12 protein-coding genes are annotated in these 14,381 nt (G+C 59.6%); 4 read left to right on the top strand and 8 right to left on the bottom strand.

Annotated features, from left to right (window positions below):
- Positions 1-2: 2 nt before the first annotated feature.
- The 4 genes from ASE04_RS23350 to ASE04_RS23335 all read right to left on the bottom strand — a co-directional run bounded on the left by ASE04_RS23350 (position 3) and on the right by ASE04_RS23335 (position 5,659).
- On the bottom strand, positions 3-239 hold the full coding sequence (locus ASE04_RS23350) for a hypothetical protein (RefSeq protein WP_082597457.1): 237 nt from the start codon (positions 237-239) through the stop codon (positions 3-5).
- 51 nt (positions 240-290) lie between these two features.
- The gene (locus ASE04_RS23345) at positions 291-992 is read right to left on the bottom strand and encodes a TIGR02117 family protein (RefSeq protein ID WP_082597456.1); all 702 of its coding nucleotides are present in this window, start codon (positions 990-992) and stop codon (positions 291-293) included.
- A 24-nt stretch (positions 993-1,016) separates the two neighbouring features.
- The gene (locus ASE04_RS23340; protein ID WP_056823379.1) at positions 1,017-3,206 is read right to left on the bottom strand and encodes an anthranilate synthase; all 2,190 of its coding nucleotides are present in this window, start codon (positions 3,204-3,206) and stop codon (positions 1,017-1,019) included.
- 248 nt (positions 3,207-3,454) lie between these two features.
- Positions 3,455-5,659, bottom strand: a complete 2,205-nt coding sequence (locus tag ASE04_RS23335; protein ID WP_056823370.1) for a TonB-dependent hemoglobin/transferrin/lactoferrin family receptor — start codon at positions 5,657-5,659, stop codon at positions 3,455-3,457.
- A 268-nt stretch (positions 5,660-5,927) separates the two neighbouring features.
- Between ASE04_RS23335 and ASE04_RS23330 the strand changes: the two genes are divergently transcribed.
- Entirely contained in the window at positions 5,928-6,800 is an 873-nt protein-coding gene (locus ASE04_RS23330; protein ID WP_056823367.1) for an extensin-like domain-containing protein, read from the top strand.
- Positions 6,801-6,897: 97 nt separating this feature from the next.
- On the opposite strand, the gene ASE04_RS23325 is transcribed toward ASE04_RS23330, so the two are convergent.
- Positions 6,898-8,577: a formate--tetrahydrofolate ligase gene (locus tag ASE04_RS23325; protein ID WP_056823364.1), complete on the bottom strand. Its 1,680-nt coding sequence runs from the start codon at positions 8,575-8,577 to the stop codon at positions 6,898-6,900.
- A gap of 133 nt (positions 8,578-8,710) precedes the next feature.
- On the opposite strand from ASE04_RS23325, the gene ASE04_RS23320 reads away from it, so the two are divergent.
- Positions 8,711-9,223, top strand: coding sequence for a TIGR00645 family protein (locus ASE04_RS23320; RefSeq protein ID WP_056823355.1), 513 nt, complete (start codon positions 8,711-8,713; stop codon positions 9,221-9,223).
- Positions 9,224-9,475: 252 nt separating this feature from the next.
- Positions 9,476-10,195, top strand: a complete 720-nt coding sequence (locus ASE04_RS23315; RefSeq protein WP_056823352.1) for a LuxR C-terminal-related transcriptional regulator — start codon at positions 9,476-9,478, stop codon at positions 10,193-10,195.
- 5 nt (positions 10,196-10,200) lie between these two features.
- Here the strand turns inward: ASE04_RS23315 and ASE04_RS23310 are convergent, their stop codons facing one another.
- The 3 genes from ASE04_RS23310 to ASE04_RS23300 form a co-directional block, all read right to left on the bottom strand.
- On the bottom strand, positions 10,201-11,331 hold the full coding sequence (locus ASE04_RS23310; RefSeq protein ID WP_056823349.1) for a DUF2333 family protein: 1,131 nt from the start codon (positions 11,329-11,331) through the stop codon (positions 10,201-10,203).
- A gap of 98 nt (positions 11,332-11,429) precedes the next feature.
- Positions 11,430-12,503 (bottom strand): hypothetical protein, encoded by a 1,074-nt coding sequence (locus tag ASE04_RS23305; RefSeq protein WP_056823346.1) that lies wholly within the window; start codon positions 12,501-12,503, stop codon positions 11,430-11,432.
- Between the two features lie 65 nt (positions 12,504-12,568).
- The gene (locus ASE04_RS23300; RefSeq protein ID WP_056823340.1) at positions 12,569-13,171 is read right to left on the bottom strand and encodes a thymidine kinase; all 603 of its coding nucleotides are present in this window, start codon (positions 13,169-13,171) and stop codon (positions 12,569-12,571) included.
- A gap of 237 nt (positions 13,172-13,408) precedes the next feature.
- Here ASE04_RS23300 and ASE04_RS23295 point away from each other — a divergent pair, with 237 nt between their 5' ends.
- Complete coding sequence (locus tag ASE04_RS23295) at positions 13,409-14,365, top strand: choline ABC transporter substrate-binding protein (RefSeq protein WP_056823338.1); 957 nt, start codon at positions 13,409-13,411, stop codon at positions 14,363-14,365.
- The last annotated feature ends 16 nt before the right edge of the window (positions 14,366-14,381 follow it).

The following is a 14,381-nucleotide window of genomic DNA, read 5'->3' as shown; positions in this document are numbered from 1 at the left end:
GCCTATGCCGGGTTGAGGTCGGCGATTTCGCCGTGTTGGGCCAGCAGACGCGGAGACGACATATCACCGGTCTCCTCATCAACCATCACTGCGTAGGCCGCGACACCGACGAAGCGGGCGGCCATGGCGGTAGCGATCTTCTCGGCGCTGATGGCGTTGGACGCTTGCCGCATCTCGGCCGGCACCAGATTGCCACGGTTCTTGCGGTACGGCAGGACGATAAACTTCTCAGCGGCCACGACGAATTCCTCTTCTATTGTTCCTGAAATGTTCTGATTTGGCGCCGGAAGTCAACCGTTTAGACCGCTCTGTACAAAGGCGTCGGGCGGGTTATGCAGCCAGAGCGACAGCCGCAGCATCCATGGCAGAGGCAACCACCAGCCGGATGTCAGCCCGGCCTGGCGCAATCCCGCAGCCGTCCATGTGTTGCATCCAATGAACGCGTTGAAGTATCCCTTCGCTTCGAAGAACGCGTCATTGTTGCCATAGGCGAATCCGACAAGCGGGACCGCCGTACCGCCTTCCTTGCTGAAACTGTTACCGATGAAGCCAAGCAAGCGGTCGAAATGCGCAGCGGTGACACCGAAGGCCGTTACGGCAGGATCGCCAAGCGGAATGTCGCCGGCGAGCGAGACATGCATGACGGAACGATCAAGCGTGAAGCTTTGAGCGACCGGCATCGCCTTGAGGTCCGCCCAGGTGGGTGTCTCGGTATAGAAGGAACGTCCGCCCCAGCCGAAAACGATGTAGCGTACGTCTGGATGATCGATGACAAGCCCGGCATTCCGGAGAAATCCGAAGCGCGCCAGCAAATCTTCATCAACCGGCACCGCGATGTCCGTATGTATCGGATTGCTGAGCACAAGGATCCGAGCGGAGCCGGAATGCCCGCTCGCACCTGCGGACGACACCCACCGCGGAACCGCAATGCCGGCAATCACGACGGCACCGACAACGAGAACAGCGACGGAGAGCGCTCGCAGAAACCTCACAGGCCCACCCCGCCGCCGCAGTTATCAAGCCGCCTTCGTCGAACGCTTGCGCGACAGATGCGCAACGACATTCTCGATCATCCGCATGCCGGCATCGCCGCCAAGCGTCATGATCGATTCCGGGTGGAACTGCACCGCGGCGATCGGCTCCTTCTCGTGCTCGATCCCCATGATCGTGCCGTCTTCGCTTTCCGCCGTGATGATGAAATCTCGCGGCAGCGTTGCGGGATCAGCAAAGATCGAGTGATAGCGCCCGACCGTCACCTCCTTGCCGAGACCGGAAAACACGATGCCGGGCTCCAGCACGCGGATGCGCGACGGCTTGCCGTGCATCGGCAGCGCCAGATGCCGGAGCTCGCCGCCATAGGCCTCGGCGAGCGCCTGCAGACCCAGGCAGACGCCGAAAATCGGCAGGTTGCGGGCCCGCGCTTTCTTGATCGTCGCCTTGCAATCGAAATCCTTCGGATTGCCCGGACCCGGCGAAAGCACGACGAGATCGGGATCAAGCCGGTCGAAGATCTCTTCAGGCACCGGCGAGCGCACGGTCGAAACCGTCGCCCCCGTCTGGCGGAAATAGTTGGCAAGCGTATGCACAAAACTGTCTTCGTGGTCGACCAGCAGAATCTTGACGCCCTTGCCGACGGCGGCGACGTCGCGGCTAACCTTGCCGGTGTTGCCGGCCTTGGCATCGCGGATGGCGGAAAGCATGGCGGAGGCCTTCAGTTCGGTTTCGGCTTCTTCTTCCTCTGGGATCGAGTCGTTGAGCAAGGTCGCCCCCGCCCGGACCTCGGCGATCCCGTCCTTGATGCGCACGGTGCGCAGCGTCAGCCCGGTATTCATGTCGCCGTTGAAGCCGACCATGCCGATCGCGCCACCGTACCAGGCGCGCGGGCTCTTCTCATGGCTTTCGATAAAACGCATGGCCCAGAGCTTCGGCGCGCCTGTCACCGTCACCGCCCAGGCGTGGGACAGGAAGCCGTCGAAGGCGTCCATGTCGTCGCGCAAGCGTCCCTCGATGTGATCGACCGTGTGGATCAGGCGCGAATACATCTCGATCTGCCGGCGACCGATGACCTTGACCGAGCCCGGCTCGCAGACGCGGCTCTTGTCGTTGCGATCGACGTCCGAGCACATCGTCAGCTCGGACTCATCCTTCTTCGAGTTCAGGAGCTTCAAGATCTGCTCGCTGTCGGCGATCGGATCATCACCGCGCTTGATCGTGCCCGAGATCGGGCAGGTCTCGATGCGGCGGCCGGAGACGCGCACGAACATCTCGGGCGAGGCGCCGACCAGATATTCCTGGTTGCCGAGATTGATGAAGAAGGAATAGGGCGACGGATTGATCGCCTTCAGCCGCTTGGAAATATCGGACGGCTTGCTGTCGCAGCGCTCCATGAACTTCTGGCCGGGCACGACTTCGAAGAGATCGCCCTTGCGGAAGCTTTCCTTGGCCTTGGTGACCAGCTCGGAATATTCGCCGGGGCGGTGATCGCTTTTCGGCGGAATGGTATCGGTACGCTGGAACGGTTCGACAGGAATGTCGCCGGCCTTGCCCTCGGTGGTCAGCCCGCCCTTCTCGAAGTCGTAGCGATCGATCCAGGCCTTGGCCGAATAATTGTCGACGACGAGAATCTCGTCCGGCAGGTAGAGCACCATGTCGCGCTGATCGGCCGGGCGCACGAGCTTCAAGTTGATCGCATCGAACTGGAAGGCAAGATCGTAGCCGAAGGCACCGTAGAGGCCGAGGCTGGCATCCGCCTGCGAATAGAAGAGGTCGGTGACGGCACGCAGCACCGTGAACACCGTCGGGATCTTCGAGCGTTCTTCTTCGGTAAAGGCACGTTCGGGCGCCTTGACGGTAAGGTCGAGCCGCCGCGCTGTCGAAGCGCCGAGCTCAAGCTCGGAGATCGTCGTCAGCCGTTCCGTAACAAAGCCGAGGATGACCTCGCCGCGCTCGTTGTAAGCTTCGATCCACACCTGCCGACCATTGCAGGAAATTCCGAGCGGTGGGTCAACCACGGCGGTATCCCAGCGGGTGTAGCGGCCCGGATATTCGTAGTTCGACGAAAACACCGCTCCGCGGCGCTCATCGAGCTTGTCGATATAAGAGGAGACGGCATCGGCATAGGGGATTGCCCGGCGCTGCCGCGCGACCGTGATGCCACCCTTGGTCTCGTAGATTTCCGCTCCGTCATCCCTGATGATCGTTACCACTGTTCCACTCCGTTATCGGGCCCGGACGACAGGCAGGCTTAAAACAAAAAAAGCCGCCTGGGTTTTTCCGGGCGGCTCATCGTCGTCTTTGGACACGATTGGTCGAGGCCGCCTTAGCGAGCCCACCACCAGATTGCGATGTTCAAGGACATGTTCATGGTCGAAATTGTTAGCGTGAGATCGGACCAAGCGCAAGAGGCCAATCCGCAAATGAAAAAGGGCGGCCCGACGGCCGCCCTTTTGTTCGGTTAAAAGCGCTGAGTGAGCGAAATCTTGAACGTCCGGCCAGTCTCTGAATAATATTCGCGCGGCTGCGTGATGGCATCACGAACAGCGATGGCGTCGTAGTAGGTCTTGTCGAAGATGTTGTAGACGCCTGCCTGGACACGCATCCCCTTAACCTGTTCCGGCTCCCACCAGCCGGTGAGGTTCATGGTGCCATAGCCCGGCGGCTTGAATGATGCCGAAGAGCGATCCGAAACCGCGGCGGCACCGATGAAGGCGAGATCCGTGCCCCAGGTCTCTGCGGCATATCCAACGCCGACGATCGCCTTGAAGGGAGCGACGGTCGGGATCAGTTCGTCGGTGTCCTCGTCCTTGCCATAGGCATAAGCCAACGAGCCACTCATATTGAAGCCGTTCGCAAATTCCTTGCGTGCCTTGGCTTCAACGCCCGAGATGTTGACGTGTGCCCGGTTATAGAACGTCGTCACGTTCAGACCTGAAACCGGATCGACGACCGGATCAGTGTTGTCGATGAAGTTCTTGTACTTGTTGTGGAACAGCGTGAGCTTTGCCGTCAGATCGTTGCTGTTATAGGTCGCACCGATCTCAAAGCCCTGTGAGGTTTCGGGCTTCAGGTAAGGATTGCCCAAATAGGCATAACCGGAGGGGGGGTTGCTGAAGTTGATGTACAATTCATTGACGGTTGGCGCCCGGAAGCCCATCGCCCACTGGGCGAAGAGTTGCACCTCGGGAGTAAGGTCATAGGTCGCGAGCAGCTTCGGAGAAAGCCGCACACCGTCCTGGCTCGGCTGCATCCCAAAGAGTGCCAAGCCGGCATTTTCCCGGAAGCCTTCCGAGATTTTCGGATCGTAGTTGTACCAGTCGAAGCGTGTGCCCGGCGTCAGCGCAAAACCGCTATCGCCGAATTTCATCTCGTCTTCGACATAGAGGCCAACCTTGCCTCCATCGACATCCGGCATGTCCGCCTGTGAGAACGTAACGATCGAGGCCGGTCTCGCCGTCAGGTAGCTCGTCGTATTGGAGATCGATGCCAAGCCGCCAAAGCGCAGTTCGTGATCGATATAGCCGGTATCGAATTGGGAGATCGCGCCGCCGGTGATGCCGAACGAGCCCTCTTCCATCTCATTGTCTCGCAGATACTGGACGCCGCTGATGCGCGTACCCTGCGAGCCGGAACCCTTGTACAGCTTCTGCCAATAGAGCTTCAACGATGCCGAGTCGATCAGGCTGTCTGCATCAGGGGCCTCGTAATCATAGTCGAGCGACACGCGTTCACGCCGGGTGTTGTCGAAGCCGGTGTAGGCGTCGGGCGTATACAATGTCGGGTTAGCCAGCGTCTTGAGGACCGTATCGGTCTGCACGTCGAAACGCTCGGCGGTAAATCCAATACGATGACCGCCCTCAAGATCCTGGCGAAGTTTGAAGAGCAGGTTGTTCTGATCGAAATCCGCGGGGTTCGCTTCGGTCCGCGTGGTGTAAACGCCGCCGACGTCACCCTGGTTCTTTTCCTCATGGCCCCGCTTGAGGCCGCCCTGGAACAGAATAGAGGTATCCTGGATCCTCTTGGCGACTGCGACCGACCCACCCAGGCTATCGTTGTCGCCGTCGAAGGTCAGCTTTGCCACGCCACCCCAGTCGCGTCCTTCACCGATCAGGTCTTCCGGTTCCAGCGTCCTCAGCACAAGCGCGCCGCCGAGCGCGCCGCTACCGATGCGGCTGGAATCCGCTCCTCGCAGGACGTCAATCGTCGATAGCGATGACAGATCGTAGCTATCGTTACCGTCGCTGATGCCAGTGGTCGGCGACATTGAACCGATGCGCGCATCATTGCTCAAGAAGGGGATCGGGATATTGTCGACCAGCGTCGTTATACGCGGCCCGCCCAGGCCACGAATAAACAGGCCACCCGGCTGCCCAGGGCGGCTCGCGACATAGTCAACACCCGGCTCGGTCGTATTGCCGAGATCCTTGATGTCGTTGATTTCCTTTTTCGCGATCTCGTCAGCCGTTGTCTGGCTTGCCAGAGGGTTGTTCGCAGCCGGATCGTCCGCCACGACCCTTTTGCCCTTAACCACAATCTTTTGCAGCGGCGTACCGCCTTCAGCGGCAGGCGCGCTTTCAGCACTCTGCGCCAAAGCCTGAGCCACAGGGAAAACAAGAACAGCCGCAGAGACCGCAAGAGCGGAACGCCAGTGTCGGATAACCATTAAAACCAACCCCTCAAAGGAAAAATTCGCCGGGCTGGCTGGTCTTCGCGCGTCGGCGCTTCGAGGGGCTGGCTAGGCATTTCAGCGGAGAAAACCGCCTTCTTTCTGCCGCATAAAAAACATGACTATTGTTGTCAATATATCTAGCTCGACTTAACTTGATTTAACCAATCATGTTTATAGCGCGTTAGCCAACGTTGCGAAATTGCAACGAAATATTCATCCGCGCGTTCTCTTCCTGCTAAAATAAACAACGCAGGATGGATCCGTGCGAAAAACGCTGGCAATCGCGATGGCCCTCGCCTGCCTCACTTTTCTGACCTCGGCGCGCTTGCCCGATCAGGCGCCCGTACCGCAGCAGAAACCGGGAGAAACGGCAGAAACACCACCGGCTACATCCGTGCCGAAACCCGAGCCCAAGCCGGCAACGCCTGACGCTCAGCCAGCGACGCCTGAGACTGCGGCGCCCGACAACGTCCCGAAAGACGACACCAAGGGGGATACCCCTCCGGAAAAGCAAGGCCCGAAGCTTCCGTCGCAACAATCGCTGGAAGAGCAGCACCTGACGATCGCCGCAGAGAGCGATGCCGAGCATTCCGAATGCATCAAGGAACTGCAGAGCCTCGGCGTCGTCTTCAAGGACCTCCCGCGCATCGATGATGGCAACGGCTGCGGTATCGACAAGCCGATCAAGGTTTCCGAGGTGTTGCCCGGCATCAAGCTGAAGCCGGATGGCGTCTTCCGCTGCCCCGTTGCTCTGGCGCTCGCCCACTGGCTGAAGGAAAGCGTCATTCCGGCGGCAGCCGTCGCGGCGAAGGATCAGGGTGCGATCGTCTCGGTCAACCAGGCGTCCTCCTATATCTGCCGCCTGCGCAACAGCGCCGAAACCGGCAAGATATCGGAGCATGCGCGCGGCAATGCCGTCGATGTCGCGAGCTTCAGCTTCGAGAAGGGCGACGACATCGCCGTTCAGCCGCGCCGCGAGGATTCAACGCTCGTTGGCGCCTTCCAGCGCACCGTCAGCGCCGCCGGCTGCCTTTATTTCATGACGGTGCTCGACCCGGAAAGCGATGCCGCCCACGAGACGCATTTCCATCTCGATGTGCTGCAACGCAAGGGCGGTTATCGCTATTGCCATTGACTGCCAATGGCTTAGCGGCGAAGGCGGAATCGATCCCTCAGCGACTTGAATCAAGCTGGCAACTAGGTGGCGTCAGCTATCCGCCCTATGCTTCGGCTCAGAACAGCCCCTCGATATACCCCTGATCGTTGAGATAGATCCGTTCCGCTGAAGGCGATCTCGGCAGGCCGGGCATGGTCATGATTTCGCCGGTGATCGCCACGACGAAACCGGCGCCGGCCGACAGCCGTACCTCGCGCACCGGCACAACATGCCCTTCGGGCGCGCCCCTGAGGCTCGGATCGGTCGAGAAGGAATATTGCGTCTTTGCCATGCAGACTGGCAGCGTGCCGTAGCCCTGCTCCTCCCAGGCGCGAAGCTGATCGCGAACGGCCTTGTCAGCCGTCACCTCTCCGGCGTGATAGATCTTGGAAGCGACGATCTCGATCTTCTCGAACAACGACACATCGTCGGGATAGAGCGGCTCGAAGCGAGCCTGTCCCGATTCGGCAAGCTCGACCACCTTGTAGGCAAGCTCTTCGATACCCGCCGATCCTTCCGCCCAGTGCCGGCAAAGAATGGCTTCCGCCCCCAGCCGCGAGACGTAATCCTTCACGGCCGCGACTTCCGCATCGGTGTCGGTGACGAAATGATTGATCGCGACGACGACAGGAACGCCGAACTTGCGGACATTGGCCACATGGCGGCCGAGATTGGAGCAGCCCTTCTTCAGCGCCGCGACGTTCTCGGCACCAAGCTCCTCCTTCTTCACCCCACCATTCATCTTCAATGCACGTACGGTCGCGACGATGACGGCAGCGTCCGGTCGCAATCCCGCCTTGCGGCACTTGATGTCGAAGAACTTCTCCGCTCCGAGATCCGCGCCGAAGCCGGCTTCGGTCACGACATATTCCCCGAGCTTCAGCGCCGTCTTCGTGGCGATGACCGAGTTGCAGCCATGTGCAATGTTGGCGAAAGGGCCGCCGTGAACGAAGGCCGGATTGTTCTCCAGCGTCTGAACGAGGTTAGGCTGCATCGCGTCCTTCAGCAGAACGGCCATCGCCCCATCCGCCTTCAGGTCGCGCGCATAGACGGCGCTCCGATCGCGCCGGTAGCCGACGATGATGTTGCCGAGACGCTGTTCAAGATCTTTCAGGTCGGAGGCGAGGCACAGGATCGCCATCACCTCGGAGGCAACGGTGATATCGAAGCCGTTCTGTCGCGGGAAGCCGTTGGCCACGCCGCCGAGCGAGGAGACCATCTCGCGCAGCGCCCGGTCGTTCATGTCCATCACCCGCCGCCAGGTGACCCGCCGGAGATCGATGTCGAGCTCGTTGCCCCAGTAGATATGATTGTCGATCATCGCCGCGAGCAGATTATGCGCGGAGGTGATGGCGTGGAAATCGCCGGTGAAATGCAGGTTGATGTCTTCCATCGGGATGACCTGCGCATAGCCGCCGCCGGCCGCGCCGCCCTTCACGCCGAAGCACGGCCCAAGCGATGCTTCGCGGATACAGACGACCGCCTTCTTGCCGATGCGGTTCAGCCCGTCGCCGAGACCGACTGTCGTGGTCGTCTTCCCCTCGCCCGCCGGCGTCGGATTGATCGCCGTGACGAGAATGAGTTTTCCGTCCGGCTTTCCATTCTGCGCAGCGATGAATTCCGCGCTGATCTTGGCCTTGTCGTGCCCATAGGGCGCCAAATCCGCAGCCGGAATGCCCAGGTTCTCACCAATCTCGAAGATCGGCCGCTTTACGGCCGCCCGCGCAATCTCGATGTCGGACTTATACTCTGTCATATCCCCTCCGGATGCGCCGTCTATTGGAACGAAATACCGAACTATGCCGTAAGTTTGAAGAGCACCGGCGTTGCGAAGACACCGTCATCCCGTTTATCAGCGCACATCGATTCCGCATTTGCGAGGAGAAACCATGAAATCACTCGAGCTCATTGTCGAGCGCATCATTCTTTCAAGCCGTTGGATACTCGTTGTCTTCTATCTCGGCCTGGCATTGTCGCTTGCGGTCTACGCCGTTTCCTTCGGATACAAGTTCGTGAAGGTCGCCGGCAACGTCTTCCTGCTGGACGAAGGCGAAATGATCCTGGCCATGCTCGGCCTCATCGACGCGGCCCTCGTCGCCAGCCTGGTCGTCATGGTGATGATCTCGGGCTACGAGAATTTCGTCAGCCGCTTCGATGAAAGCGAAGTCGACGTCTCCTTCATCGGCAAGCTCGATGCCGGCAGCCTGAAGATCAAGGTCGCCTCCTCGATCGTGGCGATTTCGTCGATCCACCTGCTTCAAGTTTTCCTCAATGCGGATCAATACACCGACAGCAAGATCATGTGGCTGACGGTCATGCATCTCGCCTTCGTCGTATCGGCGGTCATGCTCGGCTTCCTGGAGCAGCTGACGAGGAAGCCCAAAAGCGACACCAAGCTCTGATCGCGACCGATTCGCTCCGCGGCACCGCGGAGCGAACTCTACCCAAAGTCGTCACCCGCATCCCAAGTAACCGATAAGTCGTATCGCGTTAAGGTTGAGAAAAACGCATCATCAGGACGAGGTTTGCACATCAGCGGGTGATTAAATTACGACAGTGTAATTTAATCACTGTGCACGCCGTCAATTCCCGCTAGCAAATATATCAGTTTGTATATCTTATGATTTGAAATGCAGGCAGGCAGGGAATCGTAGATGTCCTACATAGCAACTTCGGAAAGACAGTTGCTTCTTACAGCGGAGATTTCCGCGGTCAGAAGCAAACCGGCATTTGGCGAAACGCTCTGTCGGATTGCTTCTGCCTTCGGGTTCAAGCACATCACCTTGATGGATGCCCCCTCGCCGGATAGCCTTCTTCTGAAGCCCCTGCTGATCGAAACGTCGCTTCCGACCGCCTACATAAATCAGTTCGACCGCGCCCGCTTCATGCAACTTCCGCTCTTCTCTTCGGGCGTTTCGGATTCGGTCCTGCCCCGGGTCTGGAACCTGTCGGACGCCAATTGCGTCTTTCCGTTGGAACTGCAGACGTTGAAATACGCCTTCGACATGCAGGTTGGCATCGCCATTCCGTGCCGTTCGCTCGATGGAACCAGGCTTCTTTTCTGGATGGCGGGCAACCGCGCGCCGCTCGGCCAGATGGAAGTCAACGAGCTGATGATGATTATGCTGCACGCGCTTGAGGCGTATAATCAGGTCAGTTCAACAAAGGGCGGCGACTATCCCGCGCTGTCGGCACGCGAACGCGAGGTCGTGCGCTGGACGGCACAGGGCAAGACCTCGATCGAGATCGGCCAGATCCTGTCGCTGTCCGATCACACCGTGAATGCCTACATGACGAGCGCGATCAAGAAGCTCGATTGCGTCAACAGGACCCAGCTGGTCGCCAAGGCGATCCGCCTGAAGCTGATCACCTGATCCGATCAGCGGTCGAGTACCGACCGCATCTCGACTAGGTTCGAACGCACCCTCAAAATATAGAATCCCATGGTCGCAAGATGGCTCGGCATGATCCAGCCGTCCTCGCGACCGTTCGAAATAATCGCTGGCTGGATTCGCAACGCCGCCTGAAACTGCTTCGTCGTGGCTGAAAAAATCGCGCCGAGGTTGCGCTCGGCCACCACTCTCGAGAAATCGGACTGCGCTGCACTCAGGATTGCATAATAGGCGTAGAGCTGACCGTAGGCGAACCAGAAGCGGTCGTCGGCACGCGTATCGAACCAACCGCGCGAATGATTGGCAGAGCGCTCGGCAAGCACATCGGACGTGCTGCCGAGATCGTTGGCAATACGGTCGATGAACTGAATCAGGTTGTCGGCGCGACCGTCGAACACGGCGTTGCAGCTACCAAGGTCGGCGTTGAACTTGCGCAGGCTTTCGATCGCCGACCGATAATAGCTCGGTGTCGGCGTCTTCGGCCCGAACGGGTTCACACCGAAATACCAGCTGTACTCATCGAACTGGAGATTGCCGCGCGCATTCTGCAGGTCGTTGTTGATGCCTGATGTACCGCGCACACGTCCAAGCGTATCGACGAGCTCGACGGATGTACGCCGGATCGCCTGATTGACGCCGCGCTGGAACGACGCCTTGTTGTCGAGGAAGGGCGTGTGGTCCCAGTCGATTCCGAAGAAGCCGAGCCGGTAAAGCAGCATGGAGGAGATCCATGCGTTCTGGTTGACGTTGAAGTCGGTAAGGTCCGCCGCGACATCGACGATGGCCGAGCGTTGGCAGGTCTTTGCGGCAGGCGTCGCCTCCCCCGCGGTCGGTGGTATTTCCTGCCCTGCCGGAACGGCCCGTTCGGAAAGGCGATACTGATCCACGAACGACGGATTGAAGCCCGACCACGATTGCGTCTGCCAGAAGAAGTAGCCGTAGAGGCCGACGAGGAGCACGGCAAATGCGAGGATCGGCAGCCTCACCATCCATGTCCGCTTTCCATACCAGCCGCGCGCGGCCATGAACGGCCAGAAAGCCCATGCCACGAAAAGCCGCAACCAGCGACCGATCGCGCTTCCGATCGATCTGAAAAAGCCGGCAATCCGATCAAGCATCGTCCACTCCTATGCGGCGAGAGGTTTCGAGCATTGAGATATGTCGTTGCCTGCCAAATCACAATATCATGCTGATATTCTTGTTTCTTCGACGGGACTTACGAGCGAAGGAAGCGAAACCGCAGGCGCGACGAAATCCTGGTCGTGTCGATGAGCGGCGCATGCGCCTCGCCTTTGCGCTCTTGCACGAATGCGGGAAAGCGCTCGTCGAAGGCGGCGTCGGCAGTTCGCTTGCGATGTTCAAGCTCGTGCGGCAGGAGCATGCTCCGCTCGAACAGCGAGATTTCTTCGGCGATGTTGGGAAACAGTTCCGCCGAAATCTGTACCTTCGAGCCTGGAATGTCGGTGTCCACCTGCGCCTGGTAAATGAGCAGGCGTTCCTCGGTGTCGATGCTCAACTTGCGGATCAAGGCATTGCAGCGCCCGATCTGAATGTTCAGTTCGTCGACGAAAAGCTGGAAGATGCCGATGAAGCGCTCGCGTCGCTCGCTATCGTCGCGCATCTCGTGCTCCCGTGACGAAATCCGCTCCGCCTCGTCCTTCAGGGCTCTGCGCTCCTGCTCCATCAGGTCCCACTCGGTCTTGCTGCCGTAGAGACCGATCCGGCCCTGCGTCGTCAGCGCCTTGGCATTCAGCTCCTTGATGCGGATGCGGGCAATGTCGATCTCGTCGACAAGCCGGCGCCGGCGCTCGACGATATCGACCAGATTACGCTCGGCGGCCTTGTGATAGGCCTGTGCGCTTGCACGATAGATATGGATCAGTCCGGCGATCGCATTCGATTTGACCAGCAGGTCCTGCAGCCGTTGCACGACCGGCGCCGCGCGTACCCGCGCGCCATGCCGGCGCCACATCCGCTGGCGCGAGAAACGCCCGATGAACCGCTCGGAGGCCGTCAGGCCACGGAAGCTGTCGAGATCGGCGGATACCTTGACCGTCAGCGCATCGAGGCTCGACACGAGTTCCGCCAGAAGATCGGTCAATCCCCTGCCGTCGGATATGAAAGCGTGAAAGCGGGTATTCTCCGCAAGGAAGCGCTCGTCGTCGCCAACCGCCGGATCGCGGGCGAACTCACCGACGAATTCGTTGCACAGCGCTGCCGTTCCCGGCAGTTCGCCTGCCAGCACCTGAGCGGCCTCAAATAAGCTGTCGAACGAGAAAGGCTTGCGCACGGGACGCCCCCAGGAATCGAATGACCGAAATTAGCCTTTCGCTCAGGCAAAGAAAACAGGCGGCGTCAAACCGCTTCGGCGATCCACTCGCCGTTGATCGCATCGTCCCAGTGACGCCGGCAGAGCGAAACATATTTCTCGTTGCCGCCCACTTCGATCTGCGCCCCTTCCCGGACAACCTTACCGCTGCCGTCGAGACGCACGACCATGGTCGCCTTACGGCCGCAGTGGCAGATCGTCCGCACCTCGCGCATTTCATCGGAGATCGCCATGAGCTCCTGCGAGGCCGGGAAAAGCTGCCCCCGGAAATCGGTGCGAAGACCATAAACCATGACGGGGATGTTCATCCGATCGACGATCCGGGCCAGCTGCCAGATGTGCTCGCGCGTCATGAAATGCGCTTCGTCGACAAAAATGCAGGCAATCGGGCCGTCTCCGCCGCTCATATCCTCGATGAGCGAGAAAAGATCGGCGTCCGGTTCGAAGGCGATCGCCTCGGCCTGCAGACCGATCCGCGACCCGATGATCCCACGCCCGACCCGCTCGTCGAAGGCTGCGATCAGCATCACGACGCGCATGCCGCGCTCTTCGTAGTTGTAGGCCGCCTGCAGCAACATGGTCGACTTGCCGGCGTTCATGGTCGAGTAATTGAAATAGAGTTTTGCCATCACTGTCTCCGTCCCATGCTTCTTGGAAGTTCGAAACGGCGAAGAAAAGTGAGGAGTTTCGATTAGCCACAGGAAATTCACCCGGAGAAATTCCGCAAAGCCCGATAATTCACGGCATTCGAGGAAAAAGCGGCACGTCGCAATCGGATAGTCCAATGCGGCGCAAATGCACTGAGGTCGCTTGTAAAACTCGGCTATTGGTGATTGGCTTGGGAACGTAAGACTGGGAGTCTATAAATGAAAACGACAAGCGCATTCAAACTGATTACCGCCACAGCAGTTGCCGCTCTCTCCGTCGCAACCGCCGCTTTTTCCGCAGATCCCGACAGCTGCTCCACCGTCCGTTTTTCGGACGTTGGCTGGACGGACATCACCTCCACGACGGCCACTGCCGCGGTGGTCCTCAAGGGGCTTGGCTATACCCCCGATATCAAGGTTCTCTCGGTTCCGGTGACCTATCAGTCGCTGAAGAACAAGGACATGGATATCTTCCTCGGAAACTGGATGCCGACCCAGGAAAAGGACGTTCGTCCCTTCCTGGACGACAAGTCGGTCGAGTCCTTCGGCCCCAACCTGGTCGGCGCCAAGTACACGCTGGCAACCAACGCCAAGGGTGCTGAACTCGGCATCAAGGACTTCAAGGACATCGCTGCCCACAAGGATGACCTTGGCGGCAAGATCTACGGTATCGAGCCCGGCAACGACGGCAACCGCCTCGTCATGGACATGATCGACAAGGACACCTTCGGCCTGAAGGGCATGGAGGTCGTCGAGTCTTCCGAACAGGGCATGCTGGCGCAGGTGGCCCGCTCCGAGAAGGAAGGCAAGGCCGTGGTCTTCCTCGGTTGGGAACCCCATCCGATGAACGAGAACTTCAAGCTGACCTACCTCACCGGTGGTGACGACGTCTTCGGCCCCGACTTCGGCGGCGCCAAGGTCTTCACCAACGTTCGGGCCGGCTATCTCAACGAATGCCCGAACGTGGCCGCGCTCCTCAAGAACATGGTTTTCTCTCTCGAGATGGAAAACCAGGTGATGGGCAAGATCCTGAACGACGGCGAAGAGCCGGAAAAGGCTGCGACGGAATGGCTGAAGGCCAACCCGACCGCGCTTGATCCGTGGCTTGCAGGCGTCAAGACTCGTGACGGCAGCGGCGAAGGCCTGCCTGCCGTCAAGAAAAGTCTCGGGCTCTGATGACGACAGGCGGGAC

This window comes from Rhizobium sp. Root708 (assembly GCF_001429725.1).
In the GTDB taxonomy this organism is placed as follows: Bacteria; Pseudomonadota; Alphaproteobacteria; order Rhizobiales; family Rhizobiaceae; genus Rhizobium.
Note: the sequence above shows the minus strand (reverse complement) of the source record. Positions and strands in the feature narration are given on the sequence as shown.

Excerpts from the sequence above, each read along its gene's own strand:
- ASE04_RS23295 (WP_056823338.1), top strand. The coding sequence starts at position 13,409 with ATGAAAACGACAAGCGCATTCAAACTGATTACCGCCACAGCAGTTGCC.
- ASE04_RS23335 (WP_056823370.1), bottom strand. The coding sequence starts at position 5,659 with ATGGTTATCCGACACTGGCGTTCCGCTCTTGCGGTCTCTGCGGCTGTT.
- ASE04_RS23300 (WP_056823340.1), bottom strand. The coding sequence starts at position 13,171 with ATGGCAAAACTCTATTTCAATTACTCGACCATGAACGCCGGCAAGTCG.
- ASE04_RS23325 (WP_056823364.1), bottom strand. The coding sequence starts at position 8,577 with ATGACAGAGTATAAGTCCGACATCGAGATTGCGCGGGCGGCCGTAAAG.
- ASE04_RS23315 (WP_056823352.1), top strand. The coding sequence starts at position 9,476 with ATGTCCTACATAGCAACTTCGGAAAGACAGTTGCTTCTTACAGCGGAG.
- ASE04_RS23320 (WP_056823355.1), top strand. The coding sequence starts at position 8,711 with ATGAAATCACTCGAGCTCATTGTCGAGCGCATCATTCTTTCAAGCCGT.
- ASE04_RS23310 (WP_056823349.1), bottom strand. The coding sequence starts at position 11,331 with ATGCTTGATCGGATTGCCGGCTTTTTCAGATCGATCGGAAGCGCGATC.